The 24174-nt window shown below is 63.1% G+C and carries 19 protein-coding genes and 1 tRNA gene; 5 read left to right on the top strand and 15 right to left on the bottom strand.

Going from position 1 to position 24174, the window contains the following annotated elements; genetic code table 11:
* Nucleotides 1-31 precede the first annotated feature (31 nt).
* The 5 genes from AC07XM_RS15885 to AC07XM_RS15905 form a co-directional block, all read right to left on the bottom strand.
* A complete protein-coding gene (locus tag AC07XM_RS15885; RefSeq protein WP_016484377.1) occupies nt 32-1291 on the bottom strand; it encodes a response regulator in 1260 nt (419 codons plus the stop codon).
* A 138-nt stretch (nt 1292-1429) separates the two neighbouring features.
* Nucleotides 1430-2707, bottom strand: a complete 1278-nt coding sequence (gene gabT / locus AC07XM_RS15890; RefSeq protein WP_016484376.1) for a 4-aminobutyrate--2-oxoglutarate transaminase — start codon at nt 2705-2707, stop codon at nt 1430-1432.
* A gap of 182 nt (nt 2708-2889) precedes the next feature.
* Nucleotides 2890-4332 carry an NADP-dependent succinate-semialdehyde dehydrogenase gene (gene gabD, locus AC07XM_RS15895; protein WP_016484375.1) on the bottom strand — a complete coding sequence of 481 codons (1443 nt, stop codon included), beginning with the start codon at nt 4330-4332 and terminating at the stop codon, nt 2890-2892.
* Nucleotides 4333-4670: 338 nt separating this feature from the next.
* Entirely contained in the window at nt 4671-6347 is a 1677-nt protein-coding gene (locus AC07XM_RS15900; RefSeq protein ID WP_102689379.1) for an aryl-sulfate sulfotransferase, read from the bottom strand.
* A 17-nt stretch (nt 6348-6364) separates the two neighbouring features.
* Nucleotides 6365-8701, bottom strand: a complete 2337-nt coding sequence (locus tag AC07XM_RS15905; protein ID WP_102689380.1) for a TonB-dependent receptor — start codon at nt 8699-8701, stop codon at nt 6365-6367.
* 192 nt (nt 8702-8893) lie between these two features.
* On the opposite strand from AC07XM_RS15905, the gene AC07XM_RS15910 reads away from it, so the two are divergent.
* Nucleotides 8894-9808, top strand: coding sequence for a LysR family transcriptional regulator (locus AC07XM_RS15910; protein ID WP_016484372.1), 915 nt, complete (start codon nt 8894-8896; stop codon nt 9806-9808).
* 64 nt (nt 9809-9872) lie between these two features.
* Here the strand turns inward: AC07XM_RS15910 and AC07XM_RS15915 are convergent, their stop codons facing one another.
* Entirely contained in the window at nt 9873-10778 is a 906-nt protein-coding gene (locus AC07XM_RS15915) for a TauD/TfdA dioxygenase family protein (RefSeq protein WP_016484371.1), read from the bottom strand.
* A gap of 40 nt (nt 10779-10818) precedes the next feature.
* Nucleotides 10819-11856, bottom strand: coding sequence for an ABC transporter substrate-binding protein (locus AC07XM_RS15920; protein ID WP_023048650.1), 1038 nt, complete (start codon nt 11854-11856; stop codon nt 10819-10821).
* Nucleotides 11857-12153: 297 nt separating this feature from the next.
* Here AC07XM_RS15920 and AC07XM_RS15925 point away from each other — a divergent pair, with 297 nt between their 5' ends.
* Together AC07XM_RS15925 and AC07XM_RS15930 are read left to right on the top strand one after the other, a co-directional pair.
* Entirely contained in the window at nt 12154-13752 is a 1599-nt protein-coding gene (locus AC07XM_RS15925) for an ABC transporter permease (protein WP_256596943.1), read from the top strand.
* Nucleotides 13749-14612 carry an ABC transporter ATP-binding protein gene (locus AC07XM_RS15930; RefSeq protein ID WP_016484368.1) on the top strand — a complete coding sequence of 288 codons (864 nt, stop codon included), beginning with the start codon at nt 13749-13751 and terminating at the stop codon, nt 14610-14612. The genes AC07XM_RS15925 and AC07XM_RS15930 overlap by 4 nt, the downstream gene beginning before the upstream one ends.
* A gap of 66 nt (nt 14613-14678) precedes the next feature.
* Here the strand turns inward: AC07XM_RS15930 and AC07XM_RS15935 are convergent, their stop codons facing one another.
* From AC07XM_RS15935 to AC07XM_RS15970, 8 genes are all read right to left on the bottom strand, one after another.
* Nucleotides 14679-14966 carry a DUF971 domain-containing protein gene (locus tag AC07XM_RS15935; RefSeq protein ID WP_102689381.1) on the bottom strand — a complete coding sequence of 96 codons (288 nt, stop codon included), beginning with the start codon at nt 14964-14966 and terminating at the stop codon, nt 14679-14681.
* Nucleotides 14966-15931, bottom strand: coding sequence for a HEAT repeat domain-containing protein (locus AC07XM_RS15940; RefSeq protein ID WP_016484366.1), 966 nt, complete (start codon nt 15929-15931; stop codon nt 14966-14968). Before AC07XM_RS15940 ends, AC07XM_RS15935 begins: the two co-directional genes overlap by 1 nt.
* Nucleotides 15928-16779, bottom strand: a complete 852-nt coding sequence (locus AC07XM_RS15945) for an ABC transporter ATP-binding protein (RefSeq protein WP_016484365.1) — start codon at nt 16777-16779, stop codon at nt 15928-15930. Before AC07XM_RS15945 ends, AC07XM_RS15940 begins: the two co-directional genes overlap by 4 nt.
* Entirely contained in the window at nt 16779-17561 is a 783-nt protein-coding gene (locus tag AC07XM_RS15950; protein WP_016484364.1) for an ABC transporter permease, read from the bottom strand. Before AC07XM_RS15950 ends, AC07XM_RS15945 begins: the two co-directional genes overlap by 1 nt.
* A 15-nt stretch (nt 17562-17576) precedes the next feature.
* Complete coding sequence (locus AC07XM_RS15955) at nt 17577-18983, bottom strand: ABC transporter substrate-binding protein (RefSeq protein WP_095116586.1); 1407 nt, start codon at nt 18981-18983, stop codon at nt 17577-17579.
* Nucleotides 18984-19101: 118 nt separating this feature from the next.
* Nucleotides 19102-19347 (bottom strand): 4Fe-4S dicluster domain-containing protein, encoded by a 246-nt coding sequence (locus tag AC07XM_RS15960; RefSeq protein WP_008096634.1) that lies wholly within the window; start codon nt 19345-19347, stop codon nt 19102-19104.
* Nucleotides 19348-19509: 162 nt separating this feature from the next.
* Nucleotides 19510-21234 carry a fumarate reductase/succinate dehydrogenase flavoprotein subunit gene (locus tag AC07XM_RS15965; RefSeq protein WP_095116582.1) on the bottom strand — a complete coding sequence of 575 codons (1725 nt, stop codon included), beginning with the start codon at nt 21232-21234 and terminating at the stop codon, nt 19510-19512.
* Nucleotides 21231-21980 (bottom strand): GntR family transcriptional regulator, encoded by a 750-nt coding sequence (locus AC07XM_RS15970; protein WP_016484361.1) that lies wholly within the window; start codon nt 21978-21980, stop codon nt 21231-21233. The genes AC07XM_RS15965 and AC07XM_RS15970 overlap by 4 nt, the downstream gene beginning before the upstream one ends.
* 198 nt (nt 21981-22178) lie before the next feature.
* Here AC07XM_RS15970 and AC07XM_RS15975 point away from each other — a divergent pair.
* Nucleotides 22179-22255: transfer RNA gene (locus AC07XM_RS15975), tRNA-Arg, on the top strand.
* 161 nt (nt 22256-22416) lie between these two features.
* Complete coding sequence (locus tag AC07XM_RS15980) at nt 22417-24147, top strand: dipeptidase (protein ID WP_102689382.1); 1731 nt, start codon at nt 22417-22419, stop codon at nt 24145-24147.
* Nucleotides 24148-24174: the final 27 nt, after the last annotated feature.

The raw sequence follows: 24174 nt of genomic DNA on the forward strand, positions 1-24174 counted from the left end.
ATGACTGGGGCTGCAAAGCGGCCCCAACATCTCAGCAGGGCGCTTCAGCCTCCGCCACAGGCGGCTCTTCCTGGGGCTTCACCTCCGGGTTATCCACCTTGCGCAGCCGGTTCAGCTCCGGCAGGCCCATCTTCAGCAAGCGCGCGGTCTTGCCACTGGCCACTTTCTCCAGCCCCTGGTCGGCCGGCAGCCGCGACAACTGCCCCGCCAGGTTCATGGCCAGGATCTCCCGCGAATACACGCCGCCGCCCAACTGGTAGATCGCCGCGATCAATTCGCGCAAGGCCAGCGGCAAACGCCAGCGTGTCCGCAGCGCCGAGCCGAACGCTGCTCCGAACTCATCCAGCGATTGCTGCACGTTATGTTCGTCTAGCTCGCCCCCGGCCAACCGCCACTCTTGCAGGCAGCGCAACACGGCCAGGTCGCCCAGGCAATGCAGCAACCCCGCGCAATAGCAGCGCCCTTCGTCCAGCTCGAGCATGCGCGCCAATGTACGGCCATATTCGGCCGTATGCAGTGAAAGCTGCCAATACCCGGCCGCGTGCTGCGCCAGCAACGGGTCGCTGAGCCGTGCACTGCGCTTGAGGGTCATGCCCAGAATCAGATTCATGCTCTGGGTGCTGCCAAGCTTGTTCAGGGCCTGCAGCAAGGTTTGCACCGGCGCTTCACGGTGCAACGCAGCGCTGTTGGCAGCCGCGATAAGGACGGCGGTAACCTGAGGGTCGTTACGCACTTCCTCTTCGAGCACCTTCAGGTTCAGGCCCTGAGGGTTGAGCGCCCGCTTGATCGCCACCTGCACGTCGGCCAACAGCGGCCCGCCATCGGCGGTAGCACGGCGCTGCTCAAGGTAGGTGGGCAGGCTGGCACCTGCCTGCAACGCCGGCACCGGGCAGGCGATTTCTTCGCCAACGGCCAGCAGCAGCTCTTCCAGGCGCTTGCGCAGGTTGTCCAGGTTCAGGGGTTTGCTCAGGTAGGCAGTGGGGTGCAGGGGCAACACCTCGCGCACACTGGCGCTGTCGCTGCGGTTGCTCATGAGGATGAACGGCAAGCCGGGCCCTTTGGCGCGCACCTTGCGCAACAGGTCCAGGCCATCGACACCGGCCAGCTCGCGGGCGGCGATAATCAGGTCTGGCTTGCTGGACAGCGCGCTGAGTGCCTGCGCCCCATCGGCGCACACCTGCAGGCGGGCATCGCAGCGCACACTGAGCAGCATCTCGCTGAGCATGTCACGCACCCACGGGTCGCCTTCCACAATCAGTACGCTGGGTGGGGTGGGGTCTGCAGCGTTCATCGCCAACTACTCCTGAATAGCCTGACACACGTTCCGTCGCAGCTTCCAAAGCCAGTCCTCCGACAACCATAGCGCCACATGGCTTTTCAGGGCACAAAAAAAACCCGCCGAAGCGGGTTTTTTCAGAAGCGCGTCACATCAAGCGAGTTCAGCGAAGCACTCTTCGATGATGGCCAGGCCTTTGTCCAGCAGTGCGTCTTCGGCAGTCAGCGGTACCAGGATACGCAGAACGTTGCCGTAGGTGCCGCAGGACAGCAGGATCAGACCCTTGTCGCGTGCCTTGGCAACAACCTGGCCAACAGCAGCAGCGTTCGGGGTGTGAGTGCCTTTCTCGAAGACTTCAACAGCAATCATCGAGCCCAGACCACGGACGTCGCCGATGATCGGGTGCTTCTTCTGGATTTCGCGCAGGCCAGCGGTCAGGCGCTCACCTACAGCCTTGCTGCGGTCCAGCAGTTTTTCTTCTTCGAACACTTCGATCACGGCCAGGGCCGCGGCGCAAGCGATCGGCGAACCGGCGTAGGTGCCGCCCAGGCCGCCCGGGGCGATGGCGTCCATGTACTCGGCCTTGCCGCACACACCGGCCAGCGGGAAGCCGCCAGCGATGGATTTGGCGAAGGTGGTCAGGTCAGGCGCAACGCCCATCTGTTCCATGGCGAAGAAGGTACCGGTACGGCCAGCACCCGTCTGAACTTCGTCGGCGATCAGCAGGATGCCGTGCTGGTCGCACAGCGCGCGCAGGCGCTTCATCAGCTCTTTCGGCGCTGGCAGGAAGCCGCCTTCGCCTTGTACCGGCTCGAGGATGATCGCGGCGATGTCACGCGGCTCGGCGTCGTTCTTGAAGATGCGCTCGACCGAAGCAATGGCGTCGTCAACGCTGATACCGTGCAGTTCGCTCGGGAACAGGGCGCGGAAGATGCCGCCTGGCATCAGGCCCATGCCAGCGGAGTACGGCACGACCTTGCCGGTCAGGCCCAGCGTCATCATGGTACGGCCGTGGTAGCCGCCGGTGAAGGCGATGACGCCAGCACGGCCAGTGGCAGCACGGGCGATCTTGACGGCGTTTTCAACGGCTTCGGAGCCGGTGGTGACCAGCAGGGTCTTCTTGTCGAAGTCGCCTGGGACCAGCTTGTTGATCTTTTCGCACAGCTCTACGTAGGGTTCGTAGGCCAGCACCTGGAAGCAGGTGTGGCTGACTTTGGTCAGCTGCTCTTGCACGGCTGCAACCACTTTCGGGTGCAGGTGGCCGGTGTTCAGTACTGCGATGCCGCCGGCGAAGTCGATCAGTTCGCGGCCTTCAACGTCGATCACGGTCGAGTTCTTCGCAGTGTCGACGAAGATCGGGTGGATCTGGCCAACGCCACGTGGGACGGCAGCTACACGACGTTGCATCAAGGATTCGTTGGTCTTGCTCATAATGCCCTCATTGCGCCGACAGGAATGGCGCTTTTATTCGGGGGTGGCTGGGAGTGCTCGCGCACAGTATTCGTTGATCGACTGCCGTAAACGCCCTGGCCACCAGGTACTGCGATGTAAAAAAGGCCAGCGAGACGTCGCTCTCGCGCCCCGCTGGCAGAGGTAAAGCCTTTACCGTGCTATCAGACGCTGATGCACAGGTATTTGATTTCGAGGTAGTCCTCGATACCGTATTTGGAACCTTCGCGGCCCAGGCCCGAAGCCTTGATGCCACCAAACGGTGCCACTTCGTTGGAGATCAGGCCGGTGTTGATACCCACCATGCCGTATTCCAGGGCTTCGGCAACACGGAACACACGGCTCATGTCGCGGGCATAGAAGTACGAAGCCAGGCCGAACTCGGTGTCGTTGGACATGGCGATGACTTCGGCTTCGTCTTTGAAGCGGAACAGCGGCGCCAGTGGGCCGAAGGTCTCTTCCTTGGCGACAGCGGCGGTTTTAGGCACGTCGACCAGGATGGTCGGCTCGAAGAAGTTGCCTTCGATCAGCTTGCCACCGGACAGCACCTTGGCGCCTTTGGAGACGGCGTCTTCGATGTGTTCCTGAACCTTGGCGACAGCTTTACCGTCGATCAGCGGGCCCGTGGTGGTGCCGTCTTCCAGGCCGTTACCGATCTTCAGCTTGGCAACTGCAGCGGCCAGCTTCTGGGCGAACGCGTCATAAACGCCGTCCTGCACGTAGATACGGTTGGCGCAGACGCAGGTCTGGCCGTTGTTGCGGTACTTGGAGATGATCGCGCCTTCAACCGCCTTGTCCAGGTCGGCATCGTCGAACACGATGAAGGGGGCGTTGCCACCCAGCTCCAGGGAAACCTTCTTGATGTCCTTGGCGCACTCTTGCATCAGCTGGCGACCGATTTCGGTCGAGCCGGTGAAGGACAGCTTGCGTACCAGGGAGTTGCCGGTCAGTTCGCCGCCAACTTCGCCAGCGCTGCCGGTGACGACGCTCAGCACGCCAGCCGGGATACCGGCACGGTGGGCCAGCTCGACCAGGGCCAGGGCGGAGTAAGGGGTTTGCGAAGCAGGCTTGAGCACCATGGTGCAGCCAGCGGCCAGGGCCGGGCCGGCTTTACGGGTGATCATGGCGGCCGGGAAGTTCCACGGGGTGATGGCCGCGGTAACGCCGATTGGCTGCTTGATGACGATCAGGCGCTTGTCTGGCTGGTGGCCCGGGATGGTGTCACCGTAGACGCGCTTGGCCTCTTCGGCGAACCACTCGATGAACGAGGCGGCGTAGGCGATTTCGCCCTTGGCTTCGGCCAGTGGCTTACCTTGTTCGGTGGTCATCAGGCGAGCCAGGTCGTCCTGGTTCTCGATCATCAGTTCGAACCAGCGACGCAGCTTGGCCGAACGCTCTTTGGCGGTCAGTGCACGCCAGGCCGGCAGGGCCTTGTCGGCAGCTTCGATGGCACGGCGGGTTTCCGCGGTACCCATCTTCGGCACGGTGCCGATGACTTCACCGGTGGCCGGGTTGGTCACCTTGATGGTCTGGCCATTGTCCGCATCCAGCCACTCACCATTGATGTAGGCTTGCTGGCGGAACAACTGAGCGTCTTTGAGCTGCATGTCGGCTTCCCGAATTGTTGATTGTTGAAAAGCGCCCAAGGCAGGGCATCGAGCGTTTGAAATCTCAAACGAATGCTAAGCGGCTGCTGGGGTGTTGGACAATAGGCTGTTCGAAAAAAAGAACGAATGGTTGAACAGCCGGGCGGAAATTTCATCATTTGGGTAGTGGCAACCGGCCTCTTCGTGGGCACGCCCGCTCCCACAGGTACTGCACCGAATTGGAGACCGGTGGGGTACCTGTGGGAGCGGGCGTGCCCGCGAAAGGGCCAGTACAGGTTAGACGAACGGGCTGAAGGAAATGTGAAGGGAGGACCGACGGCCCTCCCGAAGGGGATGGATCAGAATGCCTTGGCCAGGTCGATCACCAGAGCCCGGTAGCCAACACTGCCCGGCTGCCGGCTATGCACCTTCAACTCCACCAGCACCTCCTGGGTCCCGCGCCGTACCTCGTTGAGCACGGTGGTGGTCAGTTTCTCGGGGGTCAGGAAGTTCACCGAAGCCGAATAGATGAACTGGGTGTCGGTCTCTGGCCGGTAAGCCACCACCGAGGTCACCGGGCTGTACCACTCGTCGCCACGCTCCTTGCCGTACTCCCACACCTGCTCGACCGTGCCCTTGGCCTCGTCGATACGGTACTCCACCGCCCGGCTGTAGTTGCCGGCAAGCCTGGTTGGCGCAAAGTCGCGCCCCCAGCCGTTATCGAACACCGTCAGCGTGCCTTTGCCGGTCAGCCAGGCGGTGTGCTGGGTCCACGACCAGTCGAAGCTTGCGCTCGCAACCGGCGTCAGCACTTTATCGCGCAGGCGCTCAGGCCAGCCTTGGGGCGAGGCCAGAATCCACTTCACCTGCTTGTCGCGACCAATCTTCACCACGCCCTGATGCCGTGCTGAAACGATGATGCTGTCGTCATCGGCGTCGTAATCGATGGCATTGACGTGTGCCCAGTTGCGCCCGGTACCCACCCCCGGGGTGTCGCCGAAGGGCAAGTCGCCCTCGGCCAGTTCATTCGCCAGACGCTCGTCTTGCTTCTGCACCCCTTCCGGCAACTGGATAGCCGCTTTACCCAACGTTTCCAGCAGGTCGCCACGGTAGGGGTCGAGGATCTGGTTGAGGTCCCAGAAGTCCAGTACGTCCCCGGCCTCACTGACCTCGATGATGTGGTCGCGAATCGAACGTACACGCTTGCCGTCGGGGCGCCGGTAGTCGCTGGTGCCCACCCGCAGCAGGTAGGTGCCGTTGGCGGTTTCGCGGATTTCGTGGGAGAAGTCGGCGAACTTGTCGGGCAGGCTGCGCTGCCAGATGCGCCGACCCAGCAGGTCGTACTTGGAGTAGGTCTGGCCCTGGCCCCAGATGAGCTTGCCGTCGCGGGTCTGCTGGAAGCCCATGGTGCCGCCCAAGCCATCGCGACGGTTGGAGTCGTGGATCTGTTCGATATCCAGGTACCAGCGCACATCGCCATTGCTGTCGGCAATCCAGTTGTTGCCCACCTGGTCCCATTCCGCTGCGCCACCCAGGGCATTCCACTTGAAGGCGCGGCCGCCCGGGATGTCACCCTGCAGGTGGTTGAACAGGTACAGGCGCTTTTCAAAGCCTGGCGCTACCTTGACCGGCTGCACTTCCGGCAACGCGGCGGTCTGCCTGGCCACCACCGGCAGGCGCACGGCCGGGGCGTAGATCTGGTACTGCTCGCGAATGCGCTCGCCGTCGAGCTTGTAGGTCACCTGGACCTGGTTGACGTAGTCCGGGTACAGCCCGAATACCGGGATGCCGCCGTAGGTCCACAACGAACGGTCAGACACGTCATAGACAATGTCCACACCGCGCTCGCCACGCCCCAGTACACGCACATGCGCATCACTCAGGCTGCGCCCGCCGTCGCGGATGATCGCGGTCAGCGGCGCCAGGCGGTACGGGTTCACAACCACATCGCCGAGCAGCGCCTCGTCACGCTCGGGAACCTTGGCGGTCAGGCAGGCGCCTTCAGGCAGTGCAGGGGTTTCGGTCTTGGCATTCATGGCAAAGCTCCTTGTGCTCAGAAGTCGTAACGGGCGGTGGCGCCGAAGGTGCGCGGGGTGCCGAGCACGCCGGCATAGCCACCGTTGGCGGAGTTCCACAGGCTGGTGAAGTAGGTTTTGTCGCCGGCGTTTTTCACCCACAGCGACAGGTCGACCACGCCATCGCCCTGGTCCAGGCGCACACCGGCGGAAAGGTTGACCAGCGCATAGCTGGGGATCTGGCCGAAATCGGAATCATCGATGGTGCCCACGGCCTTCGAGCGGAAGGCATAGCTGGCAGTGACGTAAGGCTCGACATGCTCGGTGGCTTGCCACTTGTACTGGGTGTTGAGGTTGGCGATGTACTTGGAGGCGCCGACCACCTGGTGGCCGGACAGGTCGCAGGTGGCGGTGGCATTGGCCAGGCTCACCTCAGGCGGGCATGGGGCATCCTTGTATTCGGTGTAGCGCACGTCGTTCCACGAGCCGTTGAAGTTGACCGTGAGGCCGCGGATCGGCAGCGCCGTGGCTTCGAACTCCAGGCCGCGCGAGCGCACGCTGCCGGCGTTGGCCAGGTACTGCACGCGGTTGATCTGGTCGTAAACGTTAGCCTGGTAGCCATGCACCTCGGCCCAGAACAGGTTGCTGTTGAGTTGCAGACGACCGTCGAACAGGGTGCTTTTCAGGCCCAGTTCGGCGTTGTTTACCCGCTCGGTACCCACCAGCAGCGAATCGGTGCCCAGCCGTGGTGCAGCGCCAACAGTAAGGTTGACGCCACCAGACTTCTCACCGTGGGTCAGGGTGGCATAGCCCAGCAGCTGCTCGTTGAAACGGTAGCTCAGGCCCAACAGGCCGGAAGGGCTGAAGCTGTACTGGTTGAGGTCGCCCGAATCGTAGGCCCCTATCCGGGCTTGGCGCGCGGCAGCAGCGGCCCCGGTTACAGCGGCGCCGCCGTCAGGTGCGTCGCGGGTCACCCAGGCGCTCTTTGCTTCATAGGTACCGCGCACGCCGGCGGTGAAGTCCAGGCGGTCGGTGACATGCCAGGTGCTCTGGGCGAACAACGCATAGCTGTCGGTATCGATGTGCCCGTCACCAATGCTGTTGACGTTGTTCAGCGCACCGGCCGGTGTGAGGTTCCAGACATCCGCCTGCGGCCCGTAGTAAGTAAAGGATTTGTTGTCCAGGTCCTGCTTGAAGTAATAGGCACCCAGCACGTAGTCGAAGGCGCCACCCGTAGGCGAAGCCAGGCGGATTTCCTGCGAGTACTGCTTGTCACGTACCGAAACCCCGGCGCTGTAGAACACCGGTACGTCAAGACCATCGTCGTTGCGCGGGGTGAAGTCCCACCAGCGGTAGGCAGTGATCGAAGTCAGGGTGAAATCATTGGGCAAGGTCCAGTTGGCCTCCACCGAAGTGCCGCCCTGGAACACCGTTACCTGCTGGTCGGCGTCGAAATTGACCTTGCGATCCTTGCCCGACACCAGCGTCGCGCCCGCCTGGGCGGCCAGGCTTTCGTAGCGGTTGACGCCATTGATGGTGGGGCCGGTGCTGTACAGGCTGAGGATGCCGTTGTTGGAGTCTTCTTCGTTGTATTCGCCAATCCAGCGCAGGTTGAATGTTTCGCTGGGCTTGAACAGCAATTGTGTGCGGAAGCCTTGGCGCTTGCCGCCGTTGAGGTCGTCACCGTTGTGGATGTTCTTCACATAGCCGTCGTCTTCGGTGCGGTAGGCACTGATGCGCCCGGCCAGGGTCTCGCTGATCGGCCCCGAGAAGCTGCCTTGGGTTTGCAGATAGCCGTCTTCGCCAATCGACTGCTGGATGCTGCCTTCGCGGTGGAAGGTCGGCTTGCGCGTAGTGATGTTGAGCACGCCGGCCGTAGTGTTCTTGCCGAATAGCGTGCCCTGCGGGCCGCGCAGCACTTCCAGTTGCTCCACATCCAGCAGGTCGAATACCGCCATGCCGGGGCGGCCGAGGTAGACGTTGTCCAGGTAGATGCCGACGCTGCCCTCCAGGCCATCGCTGGCCGGATTGTTGCCCAGGCCACGGATCGAGATGCTCGACTGACGGGCATGCACGTAGGCGACGTTGGTGCTGGGTACCAGTTGTTGCAAATCCTGCACGCGGTAGATGCGCTGGGTTTCCAGGGTTTCGCTGTCCAGCACGCTGATCGGCGTGGGCACGCTTTGCGCGGTTTCTTCGCGGCGGCGGGCATTGACCGTGACGGTGCCGAGCTTGGCCTCCTGCTCCACCGCCGGGGTGGCGCTGACCGGCTCTTCGGCGAAGCTGCCAGAGGACGCCGCCAGTAGCACGCCGGCGGCCAAGGGTTGCAAGGTGAAACGCGACGCGCGCGCAGGCCAACGAGAAAGTCCGGACATGCAAATGCTCCTTGAGGCGTGGGCCCTGGCGAGCATTTCCGTTGGCGGAACCGAATCGCGGTCAGTCGGGCTTATATTCTTTTAAGTGATATAAATATTTGTAATTCATATTTAGTGGAATAAGTAACACCCTTTATAAGGGGACTCACCCTTGTCAGCAATTGCATTTGACCGAAGGTTTTAATGTAGAAAATGCATATCGATCTGCGTCAGCTGCGCCACTACATCGCCCTTGTCGAGCACCGCAGTTTCGTGGCCGCTGCGGCGGCGGTGAACCTGTCGCAATCGGCCTTCAGCCGCAGTATCCAGACCCTGGAGCACAACATCGGCTGCCGCCTGGTCGACCGCGCCAGCAAAGAACTGGCGCCCACCCGCCAAGGCTTGCTGGTGCTGGAGCATTCGCGGCGGCTGGTGCATGGGGCGCACAATCTGGTCAATGAGATCCACCAGTTCAACGGCGCCACGACCGGGGTGGTGCGCTTTGGCTCCGGCCCTGCGCCAGCCGGTGGCCTGGTGCCGCGGGCGGTGGCGCGCTTCGTGGCCGAGTACCCGGCGGCGCGCACCTGCTTCCAGGTGGACAACTGGCAGGCGCTGAACCGCAAGCTGGTTGCCGAAGAGATCGAGTTCTTTGTCGCCGACACGCGCCAGTTCGAGTCCGACCCGGACTACCAGGTGCACAAGCTGACGCCACAACGCTGGCATTTCTGCTGCCGCGCCGGGCACCCTCTGACCGAGCAGGAGGCCGTGCAGGCACGCGACCTGTTCGACTACCCGATGGCCACTACCTTCCGCCCGCCGAACATCCGCAAGATCCTCAGCGACCTCAGCGGGCGCCAGGACTTCTTGCCAGCGGTGGAGTGCGAGCACGGGTATGCGTTGCTGAATGTGGTGATGCATTCGGACACCATCGGCATTGCCTGCAATGCCAATTTGCGGCCGTATCAACGCGAGGGCGGGCTGGTGCAGTTGAAGCTGGCTGACCTGACACCGGAGCAGGAAGAGGCGTGCCATACCCGCTATGGGGTGGTAAGCCGGGTGGGGTATGGCTTGTCGCCGTTGGCGCAGGGGCTGGTCAGGCAGTTGATTGCCTGTGATACCGAAATGTGAAGGCGTGCGAAGCCAGATGTAGGAGCAGCCTTGTGCTGCTCCTACACAGGGTTCTCTACTGGGCTCAGCCCTTGCGGGTAGTCCGGCTCAATTGGCCATCCACGCCCACCGGCACCTCTCCCGCCAAGGTCACACGCCGTACCACCCGTGGCTGGGTCCCGTAGTCATCCACCGCATAATGCTGCGTCGCGCGGTTATCCCAGATCGCCACATCCCCCGCCTGCCAGCGCCAGCGCACAGTGTTCTCCAGGCGCGTCACATGCCCTTGCAGCACAGCAAACAGGTGCTGCGAATCCGCCAGCGAATAGCCTTTGATGCGTTTCACGAAATGCCCCAGTTGCAGCGCCCGCTCTCCGCTGATCGGGTGTACGCGCACCACCGGGTGTTCGGTTTCGTACACCGTGGAGGTGAACACCTTGCGGTAGCGCTCCAGCTTGGCCGGGTCCACGTCGGGCTTGATGCTGGCGTAGTCGTATTCGTTGCTGTGCACCGCCCACAGCTTGTCGGCCAGTTCGCGCAGCGGCTCGGGCAGCTCCTGATAAGCCGCAGCCGTGTTGGCCCAAACGGTATCGCCACCCGAAGCCGGCGCTACCACGCTACGCAGGATCGAAGCCTTGGGGTAGGCGTCGACGAACGTCACGTCGGTGTGCCAGGAGTTGGCCCGCTGGCCTTCGGCGCCATCGAGTTGCAGCAGGTAGCTGGTGCCATCCACCACCGGCACGGTGGGGTGGGCTACCGGCTCGCCAAGCCGTTTGGCAAAGCCTTCCTGGCTTTGGTCATCCAGGTGGGTCTGATCACGGAAGAAGATCACCTTGTGCTGCACCAGTGCAGCCTGGATGGCCTCGATGGTGGCGGCATCGAGGTCGGCGGACAGCCTGACCCCGCGAATTTCCGCGCCGATACGGCCGGCAACCGGGTGAATGTCGAGTTCAAGGGCTTGTGGCGCGGTGGCCAGGGCGGCATTGCTCATGGTCATGGTCCTTGCGGTCATTGTCGGGTTTTTTGAAGGTTCAACGGGCGGCCTGCACGGGCTGTTCCTGTTGCAGCGCCGCATCGAGGAAGCGTGGCTCGACCCAGTCGGCTACCTGGAAGCCACGGCGGATCAGGCGCTCCTTGGCGGCCAGGTCTACGCCCTGCTGCAGCTGGCCTACGAAGTCAGCGTCCAGGCGTGGATCGAAGTAATGGGCAAGGTCTTCCTTGGCCAGGTCATCGCTGAGGATGTTGCGCGGCCAGTTGGCGTTGCTGGCCACCAGATCGATATAGGCCTGGCGGTTGTGTTCATCGCGCAGCCAGGCACTGGCTTGCTGCTGGGCATTGATCAGGCGCTGGACCAGCTCGGGGTATTTACGGATGAAATCGCCGGTGCCCAGCAGCACCGCCTGAGTGCTGCCGGCCCCTTCCAGGTCACGCGAATTGACCGGGAGCTCGACCAGCCCGCGCTCTCGCAAAGACAGCAGGTTCGACAAACCCCAGGTGGCGTCGATCTGTTTGGCGGCCAGCGCAGCATTGGCGGCGTTTAAATCCAGGTTGATCACTTTCAGCTCACGCTCGGAAAGCCCCTGGCTGGCCAGGGCGCTGGCGAACGACAGCTGGTTGGCTGTGCCGCGGAACACCGCCACGCGCTTGCCCTTGAGGTCTTGCAGGGTCTTGATGCCAGAGCCGGGCACCACGCCCAGGTAGCTCTTGACCCCACGCACGCCAGCCGACAGCACGCGGGTGTCCAGGCCATTGGCCTTGCCGACGATCGCGGCCAGGTCGCCCAGATAGGCGAAGTCAGCCTGGCCGTTTGCCAACGCCTCGTTCACCACGGGCCCGGCGCCTTTGAAGAAGTGCCAGTCGATGCGGATGCCGTCCTTGGCAAATGCCTTCTCCAGTAGCTGCTGGTCACGCAGCACATCGACCACGCCACCGGCGCTGGGCTTGCTGCCGGCACTGAGGTCGGGCACGGCGATGCGAATGCTTTCTGGCTTGGCGGGTTCAGCCGCGTGGGCACCGAGGGTGAAAGCCAGCCCAAGGGCGGTAATCAGGTGGCGCAACGGGGTTTTCATGGCAAGGCTCCTTGGCAGGCTGCCACCGGCGATGGCCGGCGCTTTGGCCAGAAGCTAGGCAGGTCTGGTTAGAACCTACAAAGATCAAAACTTCATCTTTCAGTAACTGGAAGGCATAAATCAGGCGACATGCGGGGCTGCGGGGAGCTTGCGGAAAACGCATTGAAAATATGAGGAAAACGCAACGCAAGAGGGCTTCCGTATGCAGGGAACGCATGCTCTTATCTCTTGAAGATCACTTTATTGTTTTTTTAATTCCATAAGTGAATAACCTAACAACGCTTCGAGAGATGGCCGATGAATGGAGTGCTGAGCAGGAATCGGGGGGGGCCGCTACGCGACCCATTCGCGGCGCAAGGCCGCTCCCACAGGGATCGCATACGCTCTGGGAAACGGGTTCTTCCCTGGTTGTTGCCTGTGATGATTGCACTGCTTTGGGGGGTGGCGAGCCGCCAGCACTGGATGAGCGAGCAGATCCTGCCGGCACCGGCACTGGTGTGGCAAAGCGCACTGGAGTTTGGCTCCGGCGAGCTGTGGGGGCACCTGTGGATAAGCCTGCAACGGCTGTTCTGGGGGTTGGCGGCGGGCATTGCCAGCGGCCTGCTGCTGGGGGTATGGCTGGGTGCTTCGCGCCGGGCGCAGACGCTGGTACTGCCGACGTTCGTGGCGCTTGCCCAGGTCCCCACCCTGGCCTGGATTCCGTTGTTCATGTTGTTCTTCGGCATCGGCGAGCTGCTGGTGGTGCTGGTAAAAGCCGTGGTGGTCCCCGTGACCTTGCACACGCTGGTGGGTGTACGCGATGCCCAGCCAAAACTGCGCGAGGCCGCTGCGGCTCTGCGCCTGCCAAAGCACCTGCTGTTCCTGCGCCTGTTGCTGCCAGCTGCCCTGCCCGCCTTCCTCACGGGCGTGCGCCTGGCCCTGGCTACTGGCTGGACATCGCTGTTGGCGGTCGAGTTGCTGGCCTCCAGCGAAGGGATCGGGTACCTCATGGTTTGGGGGCGACAGCTGTTCATGCTCGACCTGGTGATGCTGTGCATCCTGGTGATCGGCCTGGTCGGCGCCGCGCTGGAGCGCAGCTTCTCAGCGCTGGAAAAGCGCCTGCTGTATTGGCCGCAACCGGCCACTGGCGAGCAGCAGCGCGGGCCACTGCCGCGCGGCTGGCAAAGCCTGCTGCTGCCACTGGGGATAGTGGTGCTGTGGCAGGCCAGCAACAGCTTCGGCTGGGTTGACCCGAACATCCTCACCTCGCCATTGGAAGTAGTGCGCACGCTGCTCGTCGGCCTGGCCGATGGGTCGCTGCCGCAAGCCTTGTTGCTGAGCCTGCAACGCACCCTGAGCGGCCTGTTGCTGGGCGGCGCCGCGGGCTTGCTGGCCGGATTGCTGCTGGGGCTCTCCAACACAGCCGAACGCCTCTTCGGCCCGAGCCTGTCGGCCTTGCGCCAGGTGGCGCTGTTTGCTTGGGTGCCTTTGCTCACTGCGTGGTTCGGGCTGGGTGAAGGGGCCAAGCTTGTGTTCGTTGGCCTGGCCGCCTTCTTCCCGCTGCTGATCGCTACCCAGCGCGGTATCGCCAGCCTGTCGCCACAGCTGGGCGAAGCGGCCCGCACCCTGCGCCTGAACCTGTGGCAGCGCCTGCGCCTGCTGGTGCTGCCCGGCGCGGCACCGGCGATTTTCGCCGGCCTGCGCCTGTCGCTGATCTACGCCTGGCTGGGCACCATCGGCGCGGAATACTTCATGCCGTCGGACGGCGGCATCGCCAGCCTGATGATCGGTGCCCAGCAACTGTTCCGCATGGACCAGGTGATGGCTGCCATGGTCCTGATCGGCCTGGTCGGCGCCCTGCTCGGCACCCTTGGACAACGCCTCGAATCGCGCGCTACGCGCTGGAGAACCGCATGAACGCATTCAACACGGCCCACCTGCAGGCGGCCAACCAGCCCAACAGCACCCCGCCTCTGGTCAGCTTCGAGGGGGTCGGCAAGGTGTTCAGCGTGGACGGCCAGCCGTTCGAAGCTATCCGCAACTTCAACCTGTCGATCAACGAAGGTGAGTTCATTGCCATCGTCGGCGCATCCGGTTGTGGCAAATCCACCTTGCTGCGCTTGCTGGTGGGGCTTGATACCGAATACAGCGGCAGCATCCGTGTCGACGGCCAAGCGGTCAGCGGCATTGGTGGCGAACGCGGCATCGTGTTCCAGGAGCACCGGCTGTTCCCGTGGTTGAACGTGGAACAGAACATTGCCTTGGGGCTGGTCAACGAGTCGCTCACCCAGGGTGAACGCGCCAGGCGGGTGCATGAATTCGTGCAACTGGTGGGACTGGTCGGCTTCGAGTCGGCCTATCCACACCAGCTATCGGGCGGCATGGCGCAGCGCGTGGCGATCGCCCGTGGCCTTGTGGCCAGCCCGCGTATCCTGCTGCTCGACGAGCCGTTCGGCGCCCTGGATGCTCTGACCCGCCAGCAACTGCAAGACGAGCTGCTGGCCATTCGCGAACGAGCAGGTATCACAACTTTGCTGGTGACCCACGATGCCGAGGAGGCAACATACCTGGCTGATCGGGTTGTGGTGCTGGAGCCACGCCCGGGCAGGATCAAATCGGTGGTCGAGATAGACCTGCCACACCCGCGGTTACGTACGGGTGTGGCACTGCATGGGCTGCGCGAGAAGGTGCTGCACCAGATCACCGGGGATGGCGGTTACCTGCCACCGCCGGGGCGACGGGTGGAAGGGCTGCGGCCGGAGCTGATTGCATTGTGAATGACCGGCGACAATTTCAGGGCAGATACAAGGCTGCTCCTATAGGGGATGCGGTAGCCTGAGGGATCAGCCTCCCTTGCTGACTAGGTCACGCAAGTAAGCCCAAGGGTAGATCCCGCGCTCATGCCCATCGTTGAACACCAGCTGCACGCCATATCCCTGCGAGGTAATCCGCTCCACCCGCACATCGTCGCGCACCAGGCTGATCCCCCCCGCCAGCCGCGCCGCACGGCATTGTGAGCAAGGGCAAGCACCGCGCAAACGGGTATGGCTGAGGCTGTGCTCGCCGTCTTCCCATTGCAGCAGCAGCTGCCCTGGCCCGCGCAAGTTGCGAATGGCTTGCGGGGCGTTCATCAGGCAGCCCCGCGCAATTGCGCCAGGGCAATCCGTACAGCCTTGCGCACCTCGGGGTCGCTGTCAGCCTCGGCGGCCTGCAGCACCGGCAAGGCACGCGCCTGGCCCAGCTCGCCCAGCGCCAGCGCTGCCTCCTTGCGCAAGTTGGCAATGCCATGGCCCAGCAATAAGCCAAGCGCGTCCAGTGCAGCGGCATAGCGCAGCCGACCCAGTGAGCGCGCTGCCCGCAGGCGGACCTGCCAGAAGTCGTCGGCAAGGGCATCCACCAACGCCGGGCCTGCTTGGTCCTGACCGACTTTGCCTAACGTTGTGGCGGCTTCCTCGCGCACTTGCCAGGCCTGGTCAGCCAATGCCGTCACCAGCGCAGGCAACACCGAGTTGTCCCGGGCAAGGCCCAGCGCGCCGATGGCCGCGCGGCGCACCTCGGTGTCCGGCTCGGCCTGGGCGAGCCCTGCCAGCGCCAGCAACGCCGGCTGGTGCTTGAGCCAGCCAAGAATGCCCACTGCCTCACGCCGCACGGCCGCATCGTCATCGGCCAGCGCCAGCAGCGCTGGTTCGGCAGCATCCTCCAGGCGCAGCTCGCGCAAGGCTCGCAAGGCACTGGCGCGGACGAAGGCATCGGCGTGCTTGACCCAAGGCAGGATCAGCTGACCGGCTTCAAGGCTCTTGAGTTCGCTGAGGCTCTGCGCTGCTGCCAGCCGTACCGGCTCGGCGACATCGGCCAGCGCAGCGCACAGGGCTTGCACAACTTCGGGTTCTTCCCAGGCCTCAAGCAGGCGCGCGGCCTCGGCACGCACCTCGTCGGCGGCGTCCACCAGCAGGGCATCGGTGAGCCAAGGCAAGCCATCCGGGTCTTCCAGGTCGGCCAGCTCGATCAGGGCGATGCGGCGCACGCCAGCGTCGGTGGCATCAAGGCGAGGCAACAGGGCAAGGATGTCGGGGTTGTCGGTCGTTCGGTCAGTCATAGCGCGATCCGTAGCGGTGGGTGGTCGGTGGCCGGCAGGCCCAACGGGGTCAGGCGCGGCAGTTCGCGGCCTTCCTCGTGGCGCAGCAACGCCAGGCAGTGACGCTTGAGGTGGGTGAATTCAGGGGTGGTCAGCAGGCGGGTGCGGCGTGGCCGCGCAAAGTCCAGGCGCATGTCTTCGATAAAGCGACCGGGGCGCGGGCTCATCACCAGAATACGGTCGGCCAGGAACAGCGCTTCGTCGATATCGTGGGTGACGAACACCACGGTGGTACGGATGCTTGCCCAGATATCCAGCAACAGCTCCTGCATGCGTGCACGGGTTTGCGCATCCAGGGCGCCGAAGGGTTCATCCATCAGCAATAGCCCCGGGCGGTTGATCAGCACCCGGGCAATTTCGGCCCGTTGCTGCATACCGCCTGACAGCTGGCTGGGCCAGCGCCCGGCAAAGTCGGCCAGCCCTACCAGTTGCAACATTTCGCGTGCTTGCCGGTGACGTTCGGCCCGGCCCAGGCCCTGCATCTTCAGGCCGAAGGCCACGTTGTCGAGCACGCTTCGCCAAGGCAGCAAGGTATGATGCTGGAATACCATGCCACGCTGCGGCGACGGACCGGAAACGGGCTGGCCGTCCACCTTCAACTGGCCGCTGCTGGGCACCAGGTGCCCGGCCAAGGCGCCGAGCAACGTTGACTTGCCACAACCAGAGGGGCCGAGGATGCAGACAAACTCGCCAGGCTCTACGGCAAAGTCCAAGCGCTGCACCGCCTCGAACGCGTCGCTGCCGTGCCCCAGGTGTATCGACAGGCCATGCCCTTCGATACGCCCTGGCGCAAGTTGAAAGCTGTTCATCACCCGGCCCTCCGCGTGCGGTACCAGGGCGTGGCCAGCTCGCCGATGCGCTTGACCAGGGCACTGCTACCCATGCCCAGCACGCCGATCAGCAGCATGCCGACGATGATGTCCGGGTAGTTTTGCAAGGTGTAGGACTCCCAGGTGTAGTAGCCGATGCCAAACTGCCCGGAAATCATCTCGGCAGTGACCAGACAGAACCATGAAGTCCCCATGCCGATGGCCAGGCCTGTGACGATACTGGGCAACGCCCCAGGCAATACCACTTCGCGCAGGATCGCCCAGCGCCCGGCACCGAGGCTGCGCGCCGATGCCACCAGCCGCGGGTCGACAGCCTCCACGCCGTGCACGGTATTGAGCAGGATGGGGAACAACGCGCCGGTGAACGTGATGAACACCATCGACAGTTCCGACGACGGGAACATCAGGATCGCCAGCGGAATCCACGCCACCGCCGGAATCGGCCGCAGCACTTCCAGCGGCGGCAGCAGGGTGTCTTCAGCCCATTTCGAACGGCCGATCAGCAACCCCAGGGCCACGCCAGTCAGCGCCGCAGTGGCATAACCGGCAAATACCCGCGACAGGCTGCTGCCCAGGTGCGCCAGCAGCGTGCTGGAGGTCAGCAATTGCCAGGCAGCTTCCAGCACCGCCTTGGGTGTGGGGACATAGGTGAACGTCAGCAGACCGAGGTCCAGCTTCACGCTTGCCGCCAGTTGCCAGAACAGCAGGCAGGCCAGCAGCGAAGCCAGGCGCAGCGGCCAGCGCTTGAGGTTGCGGGTCATGTCGGTGGCTCCCGGTCAGCGCTGGGCGACCAGCTTCTGGTTGGCACTGACGAAGTCCAGCGCCTCGCCACCATGGGCCTTGGCGTACTGCTCGGCTTGGTCCTTGAGCAGGAACGCCGCCAGTTCGCCGTTGCCGTTGCGCACGAACCAGGCCTGGTTGGCCAGCAACTTGATCCCGCTGTCGGCGGCCTGGGCGTAGATGGCGCGGATGTCCTTGCCTTCCTGCTCCAGTTGGGCCAGGGCGCCAAGGGCCGCTTCTGGCGAAGCGTAGTGGCGTACCTTGTCTTCACCACGCACCCAGACCTGTGCCAGGCGGCTGAAATCGGTGATCGGCTTGCCGGTCAGCGCATCATTGGCTTTGAGCGGTAACGGGTCGTAGTTCTTCAGCGCCTTGTCGTAATCCAGCCCAGCTTCCTTGAAGGCCCCGCGGATGTACTGGTCGTCGATGAACTTGTCGGTGTCCAAACCACGGTCGGTCTTTTTCAGCAGTTTGAGCGTATCGATGGACGTTGCGACTGCCTGGCGATATTCAGGCTTCCAGGTCAGGTCGCGGGTCTGCAGGCCGAGCGGGCCATGGAACAGGTAATTGACCTCGGCTTCGATCCCCGTGACCTTCTCGATCAATTCGCTGTACTTTTCAGGCTCCGCAGCGATCAGGCGGTCGGCTTCAAGGCTGGCGCGCAGGTAGGCGGTGACCACTTCCGGGTACTTCTTCGCGTAGTCGGCATCGACCAGGGCACCATGGAACGTCGGTGCGTTGGCCTGGGCGCCGTCATAGATCTTGCGGGCAAAACCCCGGTTGGGGAACAGCTCGGCGAACGGCACAAAGTCGGCGTGGGCCTCGATGCGGTTGCTGCGCAGGGCGGAACCGGCGATCTCCGGCGCCTGGGCGATGATCCGCACATCCTTCTGCGGGTCCCAACCCTGGGCTGCGACGGCGCGCAACAGCATGCCGTGGGCAGTGGAAGCAAACGGCACCGAAATGGTCTTGCCCTTGAGCTCCGCCAGCGACTGCACGCTGGACGCGGCGGGCACGACGATGCCGTTGCCGCTGCCATGCACGCTGCCTGACAGCACACTGATGAACAGGCTGCGCTTGCCGGCATCCAGGTGTGCAACGCCGTTGAACGACCCCGGGAAGTCGGCCATGGCGCCGAAGTCGAGTTTGCCGGCGACCATTTCGTTGGTCAGCGGCGCACCGCTGGTGAAGTTCTTCCATTCGATCTGGTAGGTCGCATCCTTATACTTGCCGTCGTGCGGCAGGTACTTGTCCAGCAGGCCCAGCTCACGTATCAGCAGGCCGCCGGTGGCGCAGTTGATGGTGGTGTCCTGGGTGCCGATCGCGATGCGGATGGTTTCGGCGCTGGCGTTCAGGCCAGTGAGCGCCAGCGCGAGGCCGGCCACGGTTGCTGCAAGGCGCATGGGTATTTCCCCTCGAATCGTTATAAGAGTTGGCGTCGTCTCCGCCCCCGGCTTGGGTGGTGGGAAACGAGGGGCACAGCAGGAGGGCGTCCGGGGGTTGACCGGATGGCAGGATGAATCAGCGGAGCAGGTACGGAATGTCGACCTTCACCGCGCCAGTGGGGCAATCCTTCTCGCAGGGCATGCAGTACCAGCATTCATCGAAGGCCATGTAGGCCTTTTGCGTGGCTGGGTTGATCGCCAGCAGGTCCATGGGGCAAACCTCGACGCACACGGTGCAGCCTTTTTCGGCGATGCATTTGTCTTCGTCGATGGTGACCGGGGCGCTGCTGCGAAAGAAGATTTCTTGCGGCTGGTAGGCCATTTCACGGAGTCCTTGGGGCCTGTGGCCCTCGTTCTGTTTTTTGCAGAGGCTGATGGCCTCATCGCCGGCAAGCCAGCTCCCACAGGAGGGTGCAGACTTCACCGCCGATGCAGTACCTGTGGGAGCCGGCTTGCCGGCGACTGGGCTTTGAAGCAGCCCCATTCACGCTGCATCAGCCTTCACCCGCAACCGGTCATAAGCGGTCTGCTCATCGGCTTCCAGGGCAATCAGGTAGGGTTCGACAGCCTTCTTGAAACTGGTCATTTCACCGTTCTCACCTTTTTTCAGGTGGCAATGGCAAAACCACTCGCCATCGTTGCGCTCAGGGAAATCCACCCGGTGGTGGTACAACCCCCACCGACTTTCCTCGCGGAACAGCGAGGCGCGCGCCGCCATCTCGGCGCAGTCGCGAATCACTGACACTTCCATCGCACGCATCAGTTCATGAGGGTTGCTGGCTTTCATCTGCTCCAGGTCACGCTCGATCTCGGCAAAGCGCGCCAGGCCAATTTCCATCTTCTTGGTCACCTTGGGCGGCTGCAGGTAATCGTTGACCATGCGCCTGAGCTTGTACTCGACCTGGGCGGGCGGCAGGCCATGCTCACGCTGCAGCGGGGCAAACACCCGCGCGCGCTCGCGCTCCACCTGTGCGGCATCAACCTCGGCGAGTTCGCGCCCGGCCACGTAGTGCGCGGCGTTTACGCCGGCGAACCAGCCATAGGTAAAGGCGCCGAGCATGTAGTTGTGCGGCACCGCAGCCATATCGCCTGCGGCATACAACCCTTTGACGCTGGTTTCGGCCTTTTCATTGACCCACACGCCAGATGCCGAATGCCCGGAGCAAAAACCGATTTCGGAGATGTGCATTTCGACCATGTGCTGGCGATAGTCGGTGCCACGCCCGGCGTGGAACTGGCCACGGCTGGGGCGCTCGTTGCTGTGCAGGATCTCTTCGATATTCTGGATGGTCTCTTCGGCCAGGTGATCAAGCTTGAGGAACACCGGGCCATTGCCGCCTTCGAGCTCCTGGTGGAACTCCCACATCATCTGGCCGCTCCAGTAGTCGCACTCGATGAAGCGCTCACCCTTGCTGTTGGCGGTGTACCCACCCAGCGGACCGGTAACGTAGGCACAGGCCGGGCCGTTGTAGTCCTTGATCAGCGGGTTGATCTGGAAGCACTCGAGGTTGGCCAGCTCGGCACCTGCATGGTAGGCCATGGCGTAACCGTCGCCGGCGTTGGTCGGGTTCTCGTAGGTACCCATCAAATAGCCTGACGACGGCAGGCCCAGCCGCCCGGCGGCGCCACAGGCCAGAATCACCGCCTTGGCCCGCACCACGCGAAACTCGCCGCTGCGGCAGTCGAAGCCCAGCACACCCGCGGCGGCGCCTTCGCCATCGAGCAGCACACGGGTGCAGACCATACGGTTGCTGATCTCGACCCGGGCACGCTTGAGCTGGCGGTACAACACCTTCTTGATGTCGTGCCCTTCGGGCATGGGCAACACGTAGGCGCCCATGTGGTGAACCTTTTTCACCGCGTAGTCGCCCGTCTCGTCCTTCTCGAACTTCACGCCCCAGCGGTCGAGCTGCTCGATGGTTTCAAAACTGTGGGTAGCGTAGGCATGCACCGTGGCCTGGTTGACGATACCGTCATTGGCTACGGTGATCTCCTTGGTGTACTGCTCGGGGGTGGCGTGGCCGGGGATAATGGCGTTATTCAGCCCGTCCATGCCCATGCTGATCGCGCCGCTGCGCTTGACGTTGGCCTTGTCCAGCAGCAGCACGCGCAGGCTTTTGTCCTGCTCCTTGGCCTTGATCGCCGCCATTGGCCCGGCGGTGCCGCCACCGATGACGATGATGTCGTAGTCCTGGGTCTGGATGCTCATGCCTTGCCCCCCTTCTGACGGTCAATGCGCAGGCGGTACTGGAAGGCATCGCCGCGGTAGTAAAGGTGTTCGAAGTCCAGTGGCGTGCCATCGGCAGCATGGGTCAGGCGCTCGATGCGCATGATCGGGGAGCCTTCTTCAACATCCAGGGCCTGAGTCAGGTCGCTGTCGGCCAGCACCGCATCGATGGCCAGGTCGGCATGGCCAAGGGCGATGCCGCAGTCGTTTTCCAGCAACAGGAAGATGTCGCGGGTGACCAGGTCGGCCTTCTCCAGTTTTTCGCCGACAGCCTTGGGCAGCCAGGTCAGTTCAAGCGATACCGGCTCGCGGTTGATCAGCCGCACCCGGCGGATCTCGGTCACCAGGCTGCCCTCCTCGACCTGCAGCCGGGCGGCCACCAAAGCGTTGGCCGGCACATGGCGCAAGCTACGCAGGCGGTTGATCACCTCGTAGCCCATCTGCGTCATCGACTCACCCAGGCCCTGCAGGGTACTGACGTTCTGGAACGCCTTGGGCTTGGCGACGAATGTGCCTTTGCCGTGGATCTTGAAGATCAACCCTTCCTTCTGCAGGTCGCCCAGCGCCTGGCGCACGGTGATGCGGCTGACGTCGAAAGCCTTGCCCAGCTCGCTTTCAGACGGCATGCGGCTGTGCGGTGGATAAGTGCCGTCGAGGATGCGCTCGCGCAGCAGTTCCTTGAGCTGGGTGTAGAGCGGTACCGGGGACAGGGGGAGCAGTTCGGCCATGGGATCTCTTCGCTGATCGGTTACTTGTTATAACAAGTTGTGACCAGAGGATAGTGGGCATAAACCGGCTAGCGGAAATATTCATTTCGCATATGGATAGATGAAATCCTGGTTGTCGGTGCTGGCAACAGAGGAAAAAAGGCCACAGATCAAGGCGATGGACGCCACCGATTCAGATGGGTATCATGCGTGCGCGTTGCACTCGTAGCTCAGCTGGATAGAGTACTGCCCTCCGAAGGCAGGGGTCGTGGGTTCGAATCCCGCCGAGTGCGCCATATCAAAAAAGCCCTGGGCCTTGGCCCGGGGCTTTTTCGTTTGTGCGACATGTCGCGTTTCTGGTACTCCCGTGCCACGGGTCATTGGTGTTAGCGTGGGCGTCTTCCCGTTTTCTGACGGGTAACCCATGACAATGACTGGCGAAGGAATGCGCGCAACCATGCACCTGAAAAAACTCACCGCCACCACCCTGCTGCTGGCCAGCATCGGTCTGTTCACCCAGCCGGCCCAGGCCAACCTCTCCCAACAGCAGTCCGCTGCCATCGTCAAAGCCTTCGACGGCAGCAACCCAAGCGACTTCAGGCAGTTCCTCGACAAGCTCAAAGGCAGCGAGCAAGCCAAGGCCGACAACCTTGAGGCAACCCTCGATGCCTACCTGGCCAACAAGCCATTGGCCGCCGAGCAACAAGACGAAATCAACCGCCTGCTCGGCCTGTATACCCGCATCAAGTATGGCAAGGCCGCTACCGAAACCCTGCGCGAGCTGGTAGCCATCCCCACCTTCAACATCGAGGGTACGCCGCAGTACGAGAACCCCGAGTTCCTCAAGATTGCCGACAAGATCAAGGCCCTGGCCGACAGCTTCGGCCTGGCCTTCCGCAACATCGACAACCGGGTGTACGAGATTTCGCTCGGCAGCGGCAAGGAAGTGATCGGTATACATGCCCATGCCGACGTTGTGCCGGTCAACCCGGACAACTGGAAGCTGGCCGACGGCACCCGCCTGGACCCGTTCAAAGTCACCCTGGTGGGCGACCGCATGTACGGTCGCGGCACCGAAGACGACAAGAACGGCATCGTGGTGGCAATGTACGCGTTGAAAGTGGCCAAGGACGAAAACCTGCCACTCGCCCGGCAGTTCAAGCTGCTGATCGACACCACCGAAGAAACCAGCGGTGATGCCATCCCCTACTACTTCGAACGCAACCCTACCCCCGATTACAACCTGGCCCTGGACGGCGGCTACCCGGTGGTGATCGCCGAGAAAGGCTACGGCACGGTCATGGCCAGCTTCAGCAAGCGCCAGGCCAGCGGCAAAGGTGCTGAAATCGTCAACCTGACCGGCGGCCTGGCCACCAATCAGATCCCGACCACATCGGTAGCCACCCTGAACGCCGACAACCCTGCACAGCTGGCCAAACACCTGCAGCAGGCTGGTGCCAAATATGTGAAGCAGCATGGGGGCGACTTCAGCATCGACGCCAAGGCCGATGGCAAACAGGTACTGCTCACCGTGACCGGTGTTTCTGCCCACTCCTCGGAACCGGAGTCCGGGGTCAACCCGGTGGCGCGCATGCTCGACTTCATCAATGGCCTCGGCCAGCAGGTGCCGCTCAAGCACAACCACTTCACCGACGCCGCCCGCTACGCTGCTGACAACTGGGGCCTGGACTACCTGGGGAACAAACTGGGCGTGGCGTTCAAGGACGCGTTCATGGGCCCGCTGACTGCATCGCCAACCTTTGTAGGAGTGGATGACAAAGGCCTGAAACTGGCGGTGAACCTGCGCATTCCCAAGGGCAAGCCGATTGCCACGATCAAGGACGAGCTGGTTGGCAAGCTGGGCAACTGGACCCATAAGAGCCATATCTCGGTGGCATTCGACTACAGCCTGGATGAGCCGATGTACCGCAACCCCGAAGGCGAGTGGGTCAAGGCCCTGCTGGCTGTAGCCAGCGAGAACCTGGGCATGAAGCATGAGTTCGGTACCTCGGCCGGTGCAACCTCGGTGCACGACCTGCCCAACGGCGTGCAGTTCGGCCTTGCCATGCCGGATGTGAAATACACCGGGCACAACGACAATGAGTTCAAGACCGTAGAGCAGTTCATGCTCGACCTGCAGGTAGTGAGCGAAATGGTGGCGCGGATCGGGCAGATGCCGAAGCTTTGATAGGCAGGGCCGGGGGGGGGGGGGGGG

The organism is Pseudomonas sp. GW460-LB5 (genome assembly GCF_059423245.1).

Bases quoted from the DNA above. Each gene is read 5' to 3' on its own strand.
- AC07XM_RS15885 (WP_016484377.1), bottom strand. From the start codon at position 1,291: ATGAACGCTGCAGACCCCACCCCACCCAGCGTACTGATTGTGGAAGGC.
- gabT (WP_016484376.1), bottom strand. From the start codon at position 2,707: ATGAGCAAGACCAACGAATCCTTGATGCAACGTCGTGTAGCTGCCGTC.
- gabD (WP_016484375.1), bottom strand. From the start codon at position 4,332: ATGCAGCTCAAAGACGCTCAGTTGTTCCGCCAGCAAGCCTACATCAAT.
- AC07XM_RS15900 (WP_102689379.1), bottom strand. From the start codon at position 6,347: ATGAATGCCAAGACCGAAACCCCTGCACTGCCTGAAGGCGCCTGCCTG.
- AC07XM_RS15905 (WP_102689380.1), bottom strand. From the start codon at position 8,701: ATGTCCGGACTTTCTCGTTGGCCTGCGCGCGCGTCGCGTTTCACCTTG.
- AC07XM_RS15910 (WP_016484372.1), top strand. From the start codon at position 8,894: ATGCATATCGATCTGCGTCAGCTGCGCCACTACATCGCCCTTGTCGAG.
- AC07XM_RS15915 (WP_016484371.1), bottom strand. From the start codon at position 10,778: ATGAGCAATGCCGCCCTGGCCACCGCGCCACAAGCCCTTGAACTCGAC.
- AC07XM_RS15920 (WP_023048650.1), bottom strand. From the start codon at position 11,856: ATGAAAACCCCGTTGCGCCACCTGATTACCGCCCTTGGGCTGGCTTTC.
- AC07XM_RS15925 (WP_256596943.1), top strand. From the start codon at position 12,154: ATGAATGGAGTGCTGAGCAGGAATCGGGGGGGGCCGCTACGCGACCCA.
- AC07XM_RS15930 (WP_016484368.1), top strand. From the start codon at position 13,749: ATGAACGCATTCAACACGGCCCACCTGCAGGCGGCCAACCAGCCCAAC.
- AC07XM_RS15935 (WP_102689381.1), bottom strand. From the start codon at position 14,966: ATGAACGCCCCGCAAGCCATTCGCAACTTGCGCGGGCCAGGGCAGCTG.
- AC07XM_RS15940 (WP_016484366.1), bottom strand. From the start codon at position 15,931: ATGACTGACCGAACGACCGACAACCCCGACATCCTTGCCCTGTTGCCT.
- AC07XM_RS15945 (WP_016484365.1), bottom strand. From the start codon at position 16,779: ATGAACAGCTTTCAACTTGCGCCAGGGCGTATCGAAGGGCATGGCCTG.
- AC07XM_RS15950 (WP_016484364.1), bottom strand. From the start codon at position 17,561: ATGACCCGCAACCTCAAGCGCTGGCCGCTGCGCCTGGCTTCGCTGCTG.
- AC07XM_RS15955 (WP_095116586.1), bottom strand. From the start codon at position 18,983: ATGCGCCTTGCAGCAACCGTGGCCGGCCTCGCGCTGGCGCTCACTGGC.
- AC07XM_RS15960 (WP_008096634.1), bottom strand. From the start codon at position 19,347: ATGGCCTACCAGCCGCAAGAAATCTTCTTTCGCAGCAGCGCCCCGGTC.
- AC07XM_RS15965 (WP_095116582.1), bottom strand. From the start codon at position 21,234: ATGAGCATCCAGACCCAGGACTACGACATCATCGTCATCGGTGGCGGC.
- AC07XM_RS15970 (WP_016484361.1), bottom strand. From the start codon at position 21,980: ATGGCCGAACTGCTCCCCCTGTCCCCGGTACCGCTCTACACCCAGCTC.
- AC07XM_RS15980 (WP_102689382.1), top strand. From the start codon at position 22,417: ATGCACCTGAAAAAACTCACCGCCACCACCCTGCTGCTGGCCAGCATC.